At 65.4% G+C, this 14,027-nt stretch carries 21 protein-coding genes; 2 read left to right on the top strand and 19 right to left on the bottom strand.

What is annotated here, in order from left to right; genetic code table 11:
• Positions 1 to 102 precede the first annotated feature (102 nt).
• Positions 103 to 2,481, bottom strand: a complete 2,379-nt coding sequence (locus AC1PK7_RS00330) for a TonB-dependent receptor (RefSeq protein WP_481099479.1) — start codon at positions 2,479 to 2,481, stop codon at positions 103 to 105.
• A gap of 387 nt (positions 2,482 to 2,868) precedes the next feature.
• On the opposite strand from AC1PK7_RS00330, the gene AC1PK7_RS00325 reads away from it, so the two are divergent.
• Positions 2,869 to 3,606, top strand: coding sequence for an OBAP family protein (locus AC1PK7_RS00325; RefSeq protein ID WP_481100956.1), 738 nt, complete (start codon positions 2,869 to 2,871; stop codon positions 3,604 to 3,606).
• Between the two features lie 114 nt (positions 3,607 to 3,720).
• On the opposite strand, the gene AC1PK7_RS00320 is transcribed toward AC1PK7_RS00325, so the two are convergent.
• From AC1PK7_RS00320 to AC1PK7_RS00285, 8 genes are all read right to left on the bottom strand, one after another.
• The gene (locus AC1PK7_RS00320) at positions 3,721 to 3,939 is read right to left on the bottom strand and encodes a MafI2 family immunity protein (RefSeq protein ID WP_481099478.1); all 219 of its coding nucleotides are present in this window, start codon (positions 3,937 to 3,939) and stop codon (positions 3,721 to 3,723) included.
• A gap of 30 nt (positions 3,940 to 3,969) precedes the next feature.
• Positions 3,970 to 4,434, bottom strand: coding sequence for a DUF3828 domain-containing protein (locus AC1PK7_RS00315; RefSeq protein ID WP_481099477.1), 465 nt, complete (start codon positions 4,432 to 4,434; stop codon positions 3,970 to 3,972).
• Positions 4,435 to 4,746: 312 nt separating this feature from the next.
• Positions 4,747 to 5,187 carry a hypothetical protein gene (locus tag AC1PK7_RS00310; protein WP_420008444.1) on the bottom strand — a complete coding sequence of 147 codons (441 nt, stop codon included), beginning with the start codon at positions 5,185 to 5,187 and terminating at the stop codon, positions 4,747 to 4,749.
• Positions 5,188 to 5,305: 118 nt separating this feature from the next.
• Positions 5,306 to 5,698: a hypothetical protein gene (locus AC1PK7_RS00305; protein ID WP_481099476.1), complete on the bottom strand. Its 393-nt coding sequence runs from the start codon at positions 5,696 to 5,698 to the stop codon at positions 5,306 to 5,308.
• Positions 5,699 to 5,965: 267 nt separating this feature from the next.
• Entirely contained in the window at positions 5,966 to 6,226 is a 261-nt protein-coding gene (locus AC1PK7_RS00300; protein WP_481099475.1) for a hypothetical protein, read from the bottom strand.
• A gap of 142 nt (positions 6,227 to 6,368) precedes the next feature.
• Entirely contained in the window at positions 6,369 to 6,827 is a 459-nt protein-coding gene (locus AC1PK7_RS00295; protein ID WP_481099474.1) for a hypothetical protein, read from the bottom strand.
• A gap of 60 nt (positions 6,828 to 6,887) precedes the next feature.
• On the bottom strand, positions 6,888 to 7,169 hold the full coding sequence (locus tag AC1PK7_RS00290) for a hypothetical protein (protein ID WP_481099473.1): 282 nt from the start codon (positions 7,167 to 7,169) through the stop codon (positions 6,888 to 6,890).
• A gap of 100 nt (positions 7,170 to 7,269) precedes the next feature.
• Positions 7,270 to 7,704 carry an Imm26 family immunity protein gene (locus AC1PK7_RS00285; RefSeq protein WP_481099472.1) on the bottom strand — a complete coding sequence of 145 codons (435 nt, stop codon included), beginning with the start codon at positions 7,702 to 7,704 and terminating at the stop codon, positions 7,270 to 7,272.
• A 253-nt stretch (positions 7,705 to 7,957) separates the two neighbouring features.
• On the opposite strand from AC1PK7_RS00285, the gene AC1PK7_RS00280 reads away from it, so the two are divergent.
• Complete coding sequence (locus tag AC1PK7_RS00280) at positions 7,958 to 8,635, top strand: hypothetical protein (RefSeq protein WP_481099471.1); 678 nt, start codon at positions 7,958 to 7,960, stop codon at positions 8,633 to 8,635.
• 336 nt (positions 8,636 to 8,971) lie between these two features.
• Here the strand turns inward: AC1PK7_RS00280 and AC1PK7_RS00275 are convergent, their stop codons facing one another.
• The 10 genes from AC1PK7_RS00275 to AC1PK7_RS00230 form a co-directional block, all read right to left on the bottom strand.
• Positions 8,972 to 9,430: a T6SS immunity protein Tdi1 domain-containing protein gene (locus AC1PK7_RS00275; RefSeq protein ID WP_481099470.1), complete on the bottom strand. Its 459-nt coding sequence runs from the start codon at positions 9,428 to 9,430 to the stop codon at positions 8,972 to 8,974.
• 88 nt (positions 9,431 to 9,518) lie between these two features.
• Entirely contained in the window at positions 9,519 to 9,764 is a 246-nt protein-coding gene (locus tag AC1PK7_RS00270; RefSeq protein WP_481099469.1) for a hypothetical protein, read from the bottom strand.
• A 7-nt stretch (positions 9,765 to 9,771) separates the two neighbouring features.
• Complete coding sequence (locus tag AC1PK7_RS00265; RefSeq protein ID WP_481099468.1) at positions 9,772 to 10,161, bottom strand: hypothetical protein; 390 nt, start codon at positions 10,159 to 10,161, stop codon at positions 9,772 to 9,774.
• Positions 10,162 to 10,252: 91 nt separating this feature from the next.
• Positions 10,253 to 10,609, bottom strand: a complete 357-nt coding sequence (locus AC1PK7_RS00260) for a hypothetical protein (RefSeq protein ID WP_481099467.1) — start codon at positions 10,607 to 10,609, stop codon at positions 10,253 to 10,255.
• A 17-nt stretch (positions 10,610 to 10,626) separates the two neighbouring features.
• A complete protein-coding gene (locus AC1PK7_RS00255; protein WP_481099466.1) occupies positions 10,627 to 11,034 on the bottom strand; it encodes a hypothetical protein in 408 nt (135 codons plus the stop codon).
• A 36-nt stretch (positions 11,035 to 11,070) separates the two neighbouring features.
• Positions 11,071 to 11,340: a hypothetical protein gene (locus AC1PK7_RS00250; protein ID WP_481099465.1), complete on the bottom strand. Its 270-nt coding sequence runs from the start codon at positions 11,338 to 11,340 to the stop codon at positions 11,071 to 11,073.
• A gap of 237 nt (positions 11,341 to 11,577) precedes the next feature.
• Positions 11,578 to 11,919: a hypothetical protein gene (locus AC1PK7_RS00245; protein ID WP_481099464.1), complete on the bottom strand. Its 342-nt coding sequence runs from the start codon at positions 11,917 to 11,919 to the stop codon at positions 11,578 to 11,580.
• A gap of 17 nt (positions 11,920 to 11,936) precedes the next feature.
• Positions 11,937 to 12,254, bottom strand: a complete 318-nt coding sequence (locus AC1PK7_RS00240) for a hypothetical protein (protein ID WP_481099463.1) — start codon at positions 12,252 to 12,254, stop codon at positions 11,937 to 11,939.
• Between the two features lie 261 nt (positions 12,255 to 12,515).
• Positions 12,516 to 12,764, bottom strand: a complete 249-nt coding sequence (locus AC1PK7_RS00235) for a SymE family type I addiction module toxin (RefSeq protein WP_481099462.1) — start codon at positions 12,762 to 12,764, stop codon at positions 12,516 to 12,518.
• A gap of 451 nt (positions 12,765 to 13,215) precedes the next feature.
• Positions 13,216 to 13,866, bottom strand: coding sequence for a hypothetical protein (locus AC1PK7_RS00230; protein ID WP_481099461.1), 651 nt, complete (start codon positions 13,864 to 13,866; stop codon positions 13,216 to 13,218).
• Positions 13,867 to 14,027 lie beyond the last annotated feature (161 nt).

Below are 14,027 nucleotides of genomic sequence, written 5' to 3'. Positions count from 1 at the left end.
GCAACGTGCCCCTACCAAACGCAAAACGGGCAGGAGGACCATCGCCCTCCCGCCCGCTGGCGCCGGCGTGTGCTGCCGGCGCGTGTGCTGCAATGCCTGCGATCAGTGCCAGTGCAGGTTGAAGGAGACGCCGACGATGCGGGGTTCGTTGTACACGGCCGCCATGTAGTTCTCAATCACGCCCTTGAGGTTCTTCTCGTTGGTGATGTTGCGGGCGAACGCCGCCACTTCCCAGGCGCCGTAATCGCCGGTGTAGCCCAGCTTGAGGCCGCCTTCGAAGTTGCCGTTGGAGGTGAACTCGGTGGAGTCGTACAGCACGAAGCTGGTGTAGCCCTGCTTGTTCCAGTCGGTGGCGACGAAGAAGGCGCCGCCGTCGTTGACCGGGATGTCGTAGCGGGCGGCCAGGTTGACGTTGTACTTGGGGGCGTTCGGCAGCGGGTTGCCGTCGATCTGGGCGAAGGTGTTGTTGCCGATGCGGATGGTCGGGTCCTTCACCGTGCACACCACCACGCCGTTCAGGCCGCACACCTGCGCGTACACGCGCTTGTCCTGGATCTCGCTGTGCAGCAGGCTCAGGCCGGCGGTCAGCGACAGGTTGGGGATCGGGCGCCAGTCCAGGTCCGCTTCCATGCCGTAGGCCTTGGCCTTGTCGGCGTTGAACAGCACGCCGTTGCCGTTGGAGTCGTTGCCGTTGAGCTGGATGTCGTCGACGGTGTAGGTGAAGCCGGTGACGTTCAAACGCAAGCGGTTGTCGAACAAGTTGCTCTTGATGCCCGCTTCCCACGACAGGATGGTTTCCGAGTCGGCGGTGGTGAAGTCGGAATTGAACACTGCCGAACGGCCCTGGATGGTCGGGCCGCGGAAGCCGCGGGCGACCTTCACGTACACGTTGACGTTCGGGTTGATCTCGTACATCGCGCTCAGGTCCCAGCTCGGCTGGGTGTCGGCCAGGCGCACGTCGCGGCGGCCCTTGTAGGTGACCACGCCGGCCGCGGTGTCGGCGGTCTTGAGCAGCTTGGTCTCCTTGCTGTCGCGGGTCTGGCGCACGCCGGCAGTCAGGGTCAATGCGTCGGTGACCTTGTAGGTCAGCTGGCCGAAGCCGGCCCAGGAGGTGTTGCGGTTGTGCAGGCGCACCCAGTTGTTGGGATTGCGTGCGGCGGTCTGGAGGAAGTAGGCGCGCTGGTAGAAATCGGTGGTGTCCTTGCCGTCGAAGTAGAACGCGCCGGCCTGCCACTGCAGCGGGGCGTCGCCTTCGCTGGCCAGGCGCAGTTCCTGGGTGTACTGGTCCAGATCGCGCACCTGGCCCATCGACTGCCCGTAGCCGTTGGGCACGCCGTTGACCGGGAAGTTGGCTGCGGCGCCGCCGTCGGTGTCGCCGCGGCTGTAGCCGGAGGTGGTCTCGTAGGCGCTGATCGAGGTCAGCGACACGCCGCCGAAGTCGTAGATCGCCTTCAGCGAGGCGCCGTGGGTCTTGTACGCCTGCGGGTTGTCGTGGGCCTCGTCGTAGGCCACCTGGTCGCGCGGCACGTCGACCCTGTTCGAGCCCTTGTGCAGTGCGCCGCGCAGGAACAGCGTGGAGGTGCCGTCGTAGTCGCGGGTGTGGAACGAGCCCAGCAGCGAGAAGTTCTCGCTCGGCTTCAGCAGCAGCTGCAGGCGCGCGTTGCGGTCGTCGTAGCCGCCCATCGCGTCCTTCTTCGGGGTGACCGTGCCGTCGGCGCTGGGGCCGGTGTAGGTGTTGTCCACCCAGTCGTCGCGGTGCTGATACAGCGTGGACACGCGGAACGACAGCACGTCGTTGATCGGGCCGCCGATGCCGCCGTCCACCGAAACGGTGTCGTAGCTGCCGTAGCTGGCGGTGACGCGGCCGGTGTAGTCGTCGCTGGGCTTGATGCTGTCGAACTTGACGATGCCGGCGGTGGTGTTGCGGCCGAACAGCGAGCCCTGTGGGCCGCGCAGCACTTCCACCTGGTCCACGTCGTAGACCGGGTTGGACTTCAGCACCACGTGCTCCAGCACCACGTCGTCCTGGATGATCGACACCGGCTGCGAGGCGCCAAGGTAGAAGTCGATGTTGCCCAGGCCGCGGATGTAGAAGCGCGGGAAGATGCGGCCGGTGGTGGTCTCGGCATAGAAGCTGGGCACGCGGCCGGACAGCGCCAGCAGCGTGTCGTCGCCGCCGGCGGTGAAGTCGCGCATCGCCTCGCCCTGCACCACGCCCACCGACACCGGCACCTCCTGCAGGTTCTGCTCGCGGTGCTCGGCGGTGACGATGATGGTGTCCAGCGAGGTCGCCGCGTCGCCAGTGCCGGCGGCATTGGCCGGGCGGGTCTCGCTGCCGGCCAGCGACGGCGCGCTGTCCTGCGCGGCGGCCGCGGCGGCGACCGAGGCCAGCACCAGGGCGGCGCAAGCCTGCGCCAGGCGGGTACGGGCCGGCGCGGCGCGCGCGGTCAGCGGCCGCGGGGAGAGAGAGGAGAGCAGCATGTCGGATCCTTGTGAGCGCGCAGAATCGAGTCCGTTCGGCTTGCGCAGCAGCCCGCGACGGCATGCGCCATACGGTGGCGCAGCGCGGCACGATATGTCGTCTGTGTTGCAACGCCATTGCAATGACCGCGCGGCGGCCACGGCGCAACGACGCGTGACCGCCCGACGTCGCGCGAAGCCGCTGCAGCGGACATCCGCGGACCTGCATGCGCGACACCACATGGTCGGCTCTGCGCGTCACGACACCGTGCAGACACCCCGGCCACGGCCGATCGACGTGGCGCAGCCGATGCTGCCCCTTGTCGTGCGCCACGCGTCCGGGCCATGCGGCCCACGCCGGCGCGCCGCCTTTGGAGACACCGCATGCGCCGCATCCTGTTCGCTCCCCTGTTGCTGACGTTGGCCGCCTGCGGGCGCGACCGCACCGAACCCGCCACGCAACCGCCCGGCGCGGCCGAGAGCGCCAAGACCCGGGTCCTGGAAGCCGGCGCCAAGGCACTGCAGGACAGTGGCCCGGCCGCGGTGCTGGACATCCACCTGGTCGGCTTCCATCCGATGCGCGAGCATCCGCACCAGCAGATGGAAGCCCACCACTTCTGCCGCCAGGCCAACGAGGATTTCGCCCAGTGCGCCCTGTTCGACGGCGACACCGCGCAGGCCAACCTCACCGGCGTGGAGTACATCATTTCCGAGCGGCTGTTCCAGCAACTCCCGCCCGAGGAGCGCCGCTACTGGCATCCGCACAACGGCGAGATCCTGTCCGGCCAGCTGTCCGCGCCCGGGCTGCCGCTGACCGCGGAGAAGGCGCTGATGCGCAGCAAGCTCAACAGCTACGGCAAGACCTGGCACACCTGGCATTCGCGCGACGGCGATGCCGCCGGCGACGCCCTGCCGCTGGGCGAGCCGATGCTGGCCTGGTCGTTCAACCGCGACGGCGAACTGCAACCGGACCTGCAGGCCCGCCGCGATGCCATCGCCCCGCACCGCAGCGCCGAACTGCGCGCCGACCGCCAGGATCTGACGCCGCTGGCCAAGCCGCAGCAGGGCGTGGACCTGCTGCGCGACGCGTTTCCCGCGGCCACGCCGATTCCCGGGGTGGTGGAGGCGGGCACGGAGGAACGGTAGGGACCGGCGGCGCCAGTCAGGCCGAATGATCCGCTTCTGCACGGCGGTATGCCACGTGCTGCAGGGCCTGCAGCGGCGCCGGCATCGGCACGGCGACATGCGCTTCTTCGAGGTTCAGCCTGCCGGGAAGTCCGAGATCACCTCGGTGGCGGCGCGCGAGCAGCTTTCGTGCGGCGCTTCCATGGGCGGGCCATCGTATTCGAAGCGCAATCGGACCACGCGCCGCGCCCGATCGGCCTCGATCGAGGCTTGCCGCAGTTGCGGGTGCCCCTCGCCGAGCAGGCCGCGTTGCAGACTCAGCAGCAACGCGGCACGGCTGCCGACGTCATCCATCGTGCCTTCTCTCGTCCGCGCCGGTGGCCATCACTGCGTGCACGGCTGCGCGGCGAATTCGGTCAGACGTCGGGTGAGTGTCCCTTCCTGCCAGGCGATGTCGAGGATCACCCAGCGATCGTCCTGGCGGCCGAGCACCACCGTGTCCGTCCACTGCTGGCCGTCGACGGCCAGGCGGGCGCGCACCTGCGCGGTGTCGCCGGTGACCTGGGCGATCGTCGAGACCAGCGCAGTGGGCTGGTCCGGCCACAGGAAGAACGGGCTCTGGTCGAGCATGTGCGGTTTGACGTCTGCGGGCACCAGTTTGGCGCAGGCCGCCTCGTAGGCGCGTTGCGCCTGCAGCGCCGCGAACAAGTCCCGCCCCAGCAGGTGCCGGACCTGCGCAACGTCCCCGTCGGCGTGCTCGGGCACGATCGCCCAGGTATAGAACGTCTGGACCGTGCGCGCCGGCGACTCGCCCGCGATGGCGGTGAACGCGCTCAACCACAGGCTCATCGCACACAGAAAACGGATTCCCCTCATCGATCGCCGACACCTTGAGCCGCCAGGCGCGGCATGGCGATCCTCAACGAGGCACTGCGCGCCGTCAATGCGCGCTCCCCGTGCGCGCCAGCAACCGGCGTGGACGCAGCAATCAGGTGGCCTGGGTAACAGGAGACATCCGATCTCACCGAGACTCCACCCGCGTAGGAGCGGCTTCAGCCGCGACAGGCGTTACCGGGAATGCCCGTCGCGGCTGAAGCCGCTCCTACAAGACCACGACACATTTCACTGAGTCGAAGCAAAAGCGCGTACCAGGGCGGTCCTTCAGTCGCTATCCACCCCAAGCACGCTCAGGCGCAGCGGCGGTGCATCCGGACCGGCCGGCGCATGCGCCAGTCTTCCGGTCACCCGCACCACCTGGCCGCTCCCTTCCTCGCGCAGGTGCGCCGCCTGGTCAGCAGTGACCGCCAGCCGCAACTGGCGCACCTGCTCGTGCCGCGGCTGGCGCCCGTCCGCCGATGCCGCCACGCACAGCGGCTGCGGCAGGATCAGCACCTCTTCCTGGGGCGCTGCCGCAGCGGCATCGACATGCGCGTGGGCATGCGGCGCAGTGGGCGCCGCGGACGCGGTGGGCGATGGCGCCAAGGTGCCGGACAGAGTGACCTGGGTAGGCCCGTACGGCAGACAGTGCTTGGGCGCCGCCATCAGCGCGGGCGCAATGCCGATCAACAGCAGCGGAAACAGCGACAGGGTTCGACTCGGCATCGGAGCACGCGGACGTGGACGGACCTGCGAGCATACCCAAGCACGATGGCGGGCGTGCTGCAGCCAGGCACCCACCGTCGCGCACCGTGCTGCGCCGGCATCGAGGCGGCGGAGGCCGTCAGGGTTCGCGTTCCACCACCACGTCGGTGAACCGCGGTTCGGCGGCGATCAGCGCATGCAACCGCACAAAGCACGGATCGTCGTCATGCATCGCATGGCGGCCGAGCAGACGCTCCCAGAACGAGCGCTCCTTCTCGATCTGCAACATCCAGGTATGGTTGCCATCGACCTCTTCCTCGGCGTAGGCGCCGACCAGGTAGGTGCGCCCCTGGCATTCGGCTTCGGAGGCCCAGCCCCAGTCTTCCGGGTCCGGCTCGGACAGCACCATGCTGTCGCCGACGCGGACACGCAGCCAGTCCAGCAGCGAGCTGCCGCGGATCGGATTGATCGGATTCTCCGGCTCGGCGCTCACCTCAAGCAGGCGGGAGCGGAAGTGGATGACAGGATGCATGCGGCAGCTTGACTCTCGAACGATCGGATGGCGGACGCACGCATCGGCGTGGCTGCGTCAGGGCGAGCGGGCGCGGATGGGCGGTCCAGGAGGGTAACGCACGCACGGCCATCCAGGTGGACAGCGGTGCGGCACGTCATGCAACCCGGTGGCGGCCGGCACCGCCGCCTGCGGCACATGGGCGTCTCTCGCAACGCCCGGCCACCGGGGCAGGACACCGTGGTGCAGCGACTGGCCGGACCCATTGCAGCACGCGCGCATGACAACTCATCGCATCCGCCGTAGACAGGCACGCGCGCCCAGATACGCCCAGATGCCGATTGCGACGGCAAGCCAGACGCTGGCGGCCTTGCAGCAGGCCGAGGCGAAGGCCAGGTACGGAAAGGAGTCGCCGGAAGGACCGCGCTGCAGCGACGCTATGCCCTCGCGTTGCCAGAACGTCAGCCACGCCTCGACACCGCACCACAGCGGCAGCACCCAACCGGCTGACAGCAGCGCGATCGCGAGAGCGAGCAGTCGCTGCTTCATCGCACACCGCCATGCGCCGACGTCGCCATGCGGCAAGCAGCGTGGTCGTGCGACGGATCCGCAAGCCGGTTGAGCAGCCACAGGACGATCGACCGTCGCGGCAGCCCTGAAGCCGTCATGGCGACGCGGCGGCGGCACAGTGTCACGGTGTGTGTCCCGGCTCCTGCTCGGACTCCAGATCCGGCTCGAAAGGCCGATCGGGCAGACGCTGCCCGCACCACGGGCAGAACCGCACACAGATCGCGTCGTTGAGGTACCAGGTCGGATCCTCGCCGCGGAACAGCTCGAATTCGATCCGTACCGTCCTGTCCGGCTTGGTCACCGCGGCGAACATGCTGCTGCAGCAGTAGCGAGCGATTCGCTTGCGCCACACCACACGCTCCGGGAACTGCGCGTCCATCCAGGCGGTTCTCCAGGCCTGGCACGCCGTGCACTGCGCCAGATGCGACAGCGCCGCAAAGGTCGGTGGGTCCGGGAAATGTTCCTCTTCCACCTCGATCATGCACTCCAACGCCATCTCCAGTTCCGGGCGTTCGTCGATCTGATCGCGCAGCGCCGACAGCGTGTGTCGCGTGGTGAAGCAGGCGGCGGAGTGAGGCATGAGCGGATGCAATCCGTTGCAGTCGATGTCCAGGAAGCGTAACGCGGTGTGGCTTCGGGGTTAAGCGCCCGCCGCCTGCCACAGCGCATAGCCCAACAGCCCAACGCCCACCAGGATGAACCCGCCCCAAAAGGCCGCCGTGTCGGCCGAAACCACGCGAGGCGCCAGATAGGCACTGCGCTTGCCGGATTTCCTGCGCTGCTTGCTGCTCCACGGTTCGACGCTGTAGTAGCCGAACGAGAACGCCGGCACCACGATCATGCCGACCACATAGCACAGGCCGTACAGGACGATCTCCAGCAGCGGGCGCAGGACGATCTCGGTCAACAGGCTTGCGGGCATGATGTCAGCTGATCCAGACAGAGTGATGTACGGCGCCGGCCACGCCCCTGCGTTGGGCCTGCATGCGATGCTCGCCGAGCGGCCGGTGGCCGTCAACGGCTCACTGGCTGCCGCTGAGCAGCCGGTGCACCAGTTCGAATCCAAGCACCGACATCGACGGATAGCGGGCGTACTCATCCACCGCCAGCAGCCGCACGAAGCTGTCGCCCTCGTGCAGCTCCCCGGCGATGTGGAAGGTCAGCAGGTCCACGATGTCGCTGGGCAGCGGCGCGTGGCCAATGATCTGCCAGTCGCCGCGCTTGAGCTTCTGGGTGCCGGTGAACAGCAAGCGGATGTCCTGGTCCCCGTCGCGCGCGGGCAGCGGCTGTCCCGGCGACGGGCCAAGCGCCGGCGTGGAGGCATGCCGTTCCAGCACGCAGAAGCCGACCACCTGGCGATAGTCGCCCTGCGGCGCCCACAGCACCTGGCATAACGCATACGTTCCCGTGTCCAACGGGATCGCAAAGACATCGCCTGCCCGGTACTTCACTGCCATTCCACTACCGTCTGCGTCTGAAACCTGGATCGCCGTAAAGGGGAATCCCTGCAACGTGCCTGATGGCATCTCCCTTACAGGCCGAGACGTTTTTCCGCGTGGGCGTCGCAAGCCGACTGGCTTGCGGCTGGACCACTGCCCCCCCCTGGCGGCAGTGCCTGGCAGGCACCACGACGCCCTCGCCTGCCGGTTCGCTCGCCACCGGTTCACCCCCGTTGGCCCACACTGTCGCCCCACCTTTGGAGCGACTCTGATGCACAAGACCTGGCTGCTCGCCCTGTTGGCGGTTCCCGCCCTGGCCTACGCGGCGCCGGACGAGGACGCGGCGATGTGCCGCAACGGCGGCTTCCCCATGAGCACGGCCGGGTTCTCGCTCGCCAAGGTCGCGGTGCCGCGCCTGTACCTGCTCAACGACGACGACGGCTGCCCGGCCAAGGGCGAGGCCGCGTGCCGGCAGCGCGCCTATGTGGTCAAGGACGACACGGTGATCCTGGCGCAGCGCCAGGGCGGCTTCGTCTGCGCGTTCTACCCCAACAAGGTCGGCGGCAGCGCCGGCTGGGTGGCGGCGTCCAGCGTGCAGCCGCTGCCGACGACGGCCGCGCCGAAGCCGCAGGCCTGGGTCGGTCAGTGGCACGACGGCGACAACGGCCTGCAACTGATCGCCAACGGCGACGGCACCATCACCGCCAACGGCGACGCCTACTGGCCCAGCGCCAACCCGAGCCCCGAAGACCGGCCGGGCGGCCCGAACATCGGCGCCGTCACCGCGCGGGGGTTTCCGGAAGGCAACCGATTGGAGCTCGACGAGGGCGACTGCAAGGTCCGCCTGCAGCTGGTCGGCGACCTGCTGGTGGTCTCGGACAACCTGCAGTGCGGCGGCGCCAATGTGAGCTTCAATGGTGTGTACCGACGCAAGGCCGCCAAGCACTGAGGCGAGCGTCTACGGCGTTCGCGTTGCATGTGATCCGGGCGGCGAGGCCGTGCCGCCCGGCTTCTCGAAAGCGGGCCTTCAGATGCCCGGCCATAGCCCGATCAAGCGACTCCGCCAGGCGTCGCTGCCCAGGAACGCGGAGACCACATGGACGCTGGCGCCGATCGCAAGCAGTACGCACGCGCCCGACCGTAGCGGCGACGCAGGGTCAACGCCCACGCAGAACGCGGCAACACCAAGTAGCGCGCCGGCAAGCACGCACAACACACGTGTCGATCGGCGACTTGCGCGCGCCATCCGTATCAGCCGTGCCTTACGAAATCGCTCGGGTTCACGTCACAAGCCCACGCTTTGCGCGACGAGATCCGCGAACACCCACACATCGCCCTTGTCGTACGTCTCGGGCGCTTCCGTGCCGCCCAGCGTCGGATACGGCTGCGGGATGTAGATCTGCCCGGGCTTCAACGGGCCAAGACGCGCCGCGATCGCTCGCACATGGTCGCCGCGCAACACGTACGCCTCGAAGCCCGGATCGCGCAGCATGGCCACCTCGAACGCCGTGGTGGACGCGTGCGCGCCATAGGATTTGCCGGCAGCCTTGAACGGGTGCAGCACCGCGTAATCTTGGCTGGCCGGGTCATGCAGAAAGAAGTGACCGAGACTCGAGTAGCCGACCACGACGGTATACGCCGGGAACGCGTCCGCCCACGGACCGAGGACCTCGTGCGATTCCGACGCGATCAAGTGGTACAGCGGGATGTTCGTCGCGTCAGCGCGCTCTGTACTCTGGCTCATTGGAGACCTTGCTGCGATGGCGCGCCAGGATACCAATCCGCGCACTTCCGCTTGCTGGCGTGGTTCTCACCTCGGCCGTGGCGATGGCTCAGTAGCACTTGGCCGACCCGTCCAGGAAGAACTGTACGTCGCGCGCCTGGCACCAAGCTTCCAGCTCGGCCTTGAACACCGGCCACAAGTCGCGCGCCCATTCGGGTGCACTTTGCGCCCAGGCATGCTCGGTGGGCACGTAGACGGTCGGCACGCCCATCGGGAAGTCCAGCACGAACGCGCCACCCGGCCCGATGCAGACGAGTTCTTCCTTCCAGCGGGGTTGGAATTGGAATGTGGTCATCAGGCGCTCAAGCTGTCTTTTTTGAAGAATGTGTCTCGCCACCGCTTCGGGCGGCAAACCATGCATCGCTGGAAGGTATGTACAGCAATGTCAGAGCAGTGAGCTTTGCCGCCACGATCAACCAGCCCATGCCGAGATGATTGGCGGAGCTTGCCGTAGAAACCAGACCAAGTAAGCCAACTACTGTGTATGTAGTGCGCGCCAGCTGGCTGCCACGCATCAGCATCACGATCAGAAAAATCAACAGTGAATAGAGGGCCGCCAAGGCGCTGTAAGGCAGCCAGAGCGGCACATCCAGCGTGCCTGACAGACCGATCATCTGCGCTAGCCCGATCATGTGCGTCGCGACAAGCAGGGCGACCGAGACAGAAACGGCTTTGGGGCGGTCAGGGCGCATAGGTTGCCTCAATGGATCGCTTGCCAAGGCAAAAAATCAGCAGCGGAGACCACGAACTCATTGGTACGGTCCTTGCCGGCTGGATTCCAATTCAAGCGACATCAAGCGCCAATGCTGGTTTCTGTGAGTTCTCAGGCACATCCAGGAATGCAACTGATGTCGCTGCGATTTCGATCAATCCGCGAACATGGTAGAGATGACTGACACCGGGCTGCTCGCCAGTGACGAACTGACTGATGTTGCCGGGTCCGGCGTGCTGCTGCAAAGCGTCCAGGTCCGTGATCTGATTGAGGCGCGCCACTCCGCGAAAGCAAAGGATGCCCAATACCCGCTCGCGCGATTGGCTCGATGGATAGTAGGCGAGTCGTATCTCGGCAGCGCGCTCGACCGGGTCGAGGGAAACGCCCAATAGCACCGCGTCGTGAAATTCCAATTGGGACAGATCCATAAGTGCGCCTGATGTGCTTAGTGGTGAGTCGACATCAACAACGGGTTAGACGGGTCAAGCCTGTCATGTGCCGGCATGCTGCCAGCATAGAAGCCTTCAAAAACCAACTGGAGTCGGTCGCGCAGATCGTGGACATCTTCGTCGGAGGCGCCCTTGAGCGCAAAGACGTCGTTGGGATTGAAGTGACAACCAAGGAGCATCAGCACGAAGCTGAAGATCCGGAACAGAGGCCATGCCGTCTCGCGCTCAAGTTCGCCATCGGTCGCCAGGTCATACAGTGCCTTCTCCAGAAGCCAGTACTCGTCCCAGTCCCAGCGCATCTCTTCATTGAGACGACCGACGAACGAGCAGTCGTCGTATGCAGCGCATCGGGCGAAGTTGCGGGCAACAACGTTGGTGGCGTTCAAAGCGATGTCCGCTTGCATTGCGTCGCTCCACTGAGCGCAGTAGGTCCGATTGAGTCAGCGGGTTTTTTTGTCATGCCTGCCTCGCGTGCCAAGCACCAGGGTAATGAGAGAGCCGGTGGTGCAGAACCCTACGCCCAAGAGGAGTGGATCAAGCAGCCTTACGACCACATAGGTGCCGCCGCCGATGAAGTATTGAAGCAGGGAGATGAAGACGCATAGCACCACCAGAACCATCAAAAAGATGCCGACAGCGCCAAACATCACGCCAAGTGTCTTCATCCTCCCAGGCAGGCCACCGGCCATCCGGAAAGCGGAATAGTTCACCGAAGCACATGTGAAAAAGACAAGGGCCACAATTCCTAACCGAATCGCTGTATCGTCCATCTGCGGCCCGTTTGTTCCTGTTGCCGCAGAAGCGCGGCGTGGCGCGATCCTCGCCGAGCCAGTGATTGCGGTCGTCGCTACCAATCACTGGAACGGCGGGCGTGTCTACGGCGGAATGCGCGAAGCGATCGGCTTCGCGACTCAGCACCTATTGTAAGGCGAGCTAGTCGCCACGCTTCACCCGGAGCGCATGTCGCCCAGTGCGGTGCGTTCTCCACGTTTTCCGCGTCTCCATCGATAGACCAAATGGGCCAAACCGTTGAGGAGCGCCCAGCACAACGCCGGAAACCAGGCACTGTCGGCGACACGCAAGGCCGCCAGCATTCCCTGCGATGTGACCGCGTCCGGTCCCAATCCATCCCGTAGAAACCAGGCGACGCAAAACAGGCATAGGAAGGTCATGGTCGACGTAAACAGGAACAGCCGCAACGCCAGGCGGGATGGGAAGACGACCGCCACGACGAAGGCCGCTCCGGCGCACGCAATCAGCGCCAGGAATCCGATGACAAATGCCTGCATGACATGCCTTGCGCCACTCACCACTTCCCAAAGTAGGACGAAATGTCGAAATAGACCTCACGCTCCTCGCCGGAGGGCAGCACGATCGTGATGAGGTCCATGGCCGACGGCTCGAACAACAGCGACTGCGATTTGATGCGCGCGCCGGGGTAGTGCTGATCGAGCCATGTGCGTTGCGCGGCGATGCCCGCGCCTTCGCTATGCGCCGAAGACAGATCGACGGGACGGTCCGGCGATGCGCCATCCCCATGTGCGACGGCCGGCCGCGGCGACGGCGCGGAGTGACATGCCGCAAGGCCCGCCAGCAGAATCAACGACAGCAGTCCACACTTCATATCACACCCCCTAATGTGATCGACCAGACAGTTGGATCAGAGTAGACCTGTCTGTGCTCTGCCCACAATAGCGCGCAGCCTTGCTAGGAATTCGCTTGATGCATCACTCGATCAACTGCGTACCTAGTTCCGCAGCCTTCTCCGCCGGACGTCGCTAATGGCATTGCCACGCAAGCGCACAATCGTCCGCGAACTTCCAAAAGTGCCGCGCACAACAAAGTGAACTCTGACCTCTGTTCCGGCAGGTGCAGGATGTCCACGTCAGTCCTCCGTGGCCAGGCTTACCACCAGTTCGCCGTCGCGCACGCGCACGTGTAGCTTCTTGCCAATGGCGAAGCCCAGTTCCTCCATCCAGCGGCCGGCGAGGTGCACCGCCGGCATGCGCTTGCCGTTGGCGTAGTGACCGTAGCCGACGGTGCAGTGCTGCGGCGGGCGCGTGCGGCGCGGGGGGCGTTTCTGGCGGGCGAGATCGGCGGCGTCGGCCACGGCGATCTGCTCGGGCGTCAGCATGGGGATGAGCTCGGACTCGACGATGGTCCAGTTCGGGCAGCAGGTTGCCTTCCGTGTTGCCCGCTTGCGGGCAGGGGCGGGACGGGATGACGGTGGATGCATGGCGAAGCCCTCCTTGACGGCCAGAAACCCGCCGCCGACCGACGACGGGATGTCGGGAGGTTAGAAACCGCTAACAGACGGCGGGCGTATTCCCCCGAAGGGTGTTGTATTAGCCGCCCTCCCGACGTAGGCATCGCGTCGGTTGTGCCTGAGGATCAGGCACAAAAAACCCACCGGTTTGTCGGAGGTGGGTACCGCTGTTAGAGGAGTTTCTACGCTCCTTGGAATGGAGATTGCTACTGACTTCTTTAGATGTCAAGCAGGGAAGATCTCTAACGAGAAGTAAAAGTAAGCCTGACCCCGCTACTGATCTATAAGTGAACCTGACCCCATTATTTGCGCACGCAAGCTACGCTGGGATATGCCTAGATAGCCCGTTGTCGTCGAGATAGCTCAGAAGGTGCAATAAGTCTTCATTGGGCAGCGGCAGCATGAATGCTAAGCGGTTGCCGATCCCGTTCAGCGAAGTCCCGACTACCAGCGCGCTGGTGCGATCGTAGATCCAAACGCGATCATGTAGCGCGTGGCTACGGGCTTCACTAACGAACGTTTTATGCCGTTCGAACATCGACAGCACGGCGTCGCGGACGGCACCTGTTCGATCCCCTGGCTTGTCGCTGTACACGATATGCACGCTTTGGATGCTCTTCCGCCGGGAGAACAATGCTTCTTCAAGGTCGGCGGCAATGTCGGCGGCGCGAGCAGATGGGCCGGAAAAGATGTACGGGTCCAGGATGATCAGCTTTCGGCAGTCGCGTGTCTCGTTACTGATGTTGCGAAGCCCCTGCTGTCGACTCCCCGGAGCGACAAGCATTTCCATGAAGCCGCCAGGGTCACGCTCCAAGGGGCAGGCGCGCTCAATCATCACCGGCTCATACCGCGCCCGAAACAGCGGCGTGTGAGTGTGCTCCGGATTGCGTTCGAGGAAATGCTCGTAATCGATCAGAAGCTCAATGTGGCGACGTACTAGGTGGCGTAGTTCTTCTGACGGGCGATCCATTTCTCTCCCTCATCCGGTCTAACACATGAGTAAGCCGTGCCGCGAAGCGGCGTCGGCTTGGACGAATTGTTAGGCCCCACCGGCCGCCTCCGGCCAATTATGAGGAAGCCAACCATCTTTGCTCCGGGGCGGCGGTGTGACGCTTTGCTCTCGGAGATGCT

The organism is Xanthomonas sp. NCPPB 3174 (assembly GCF_056725205.1).
Note: the sequence above shows the minus strand (reverse complement) of the source record. Positions and strands in the feature narration are given on the sequence as shown.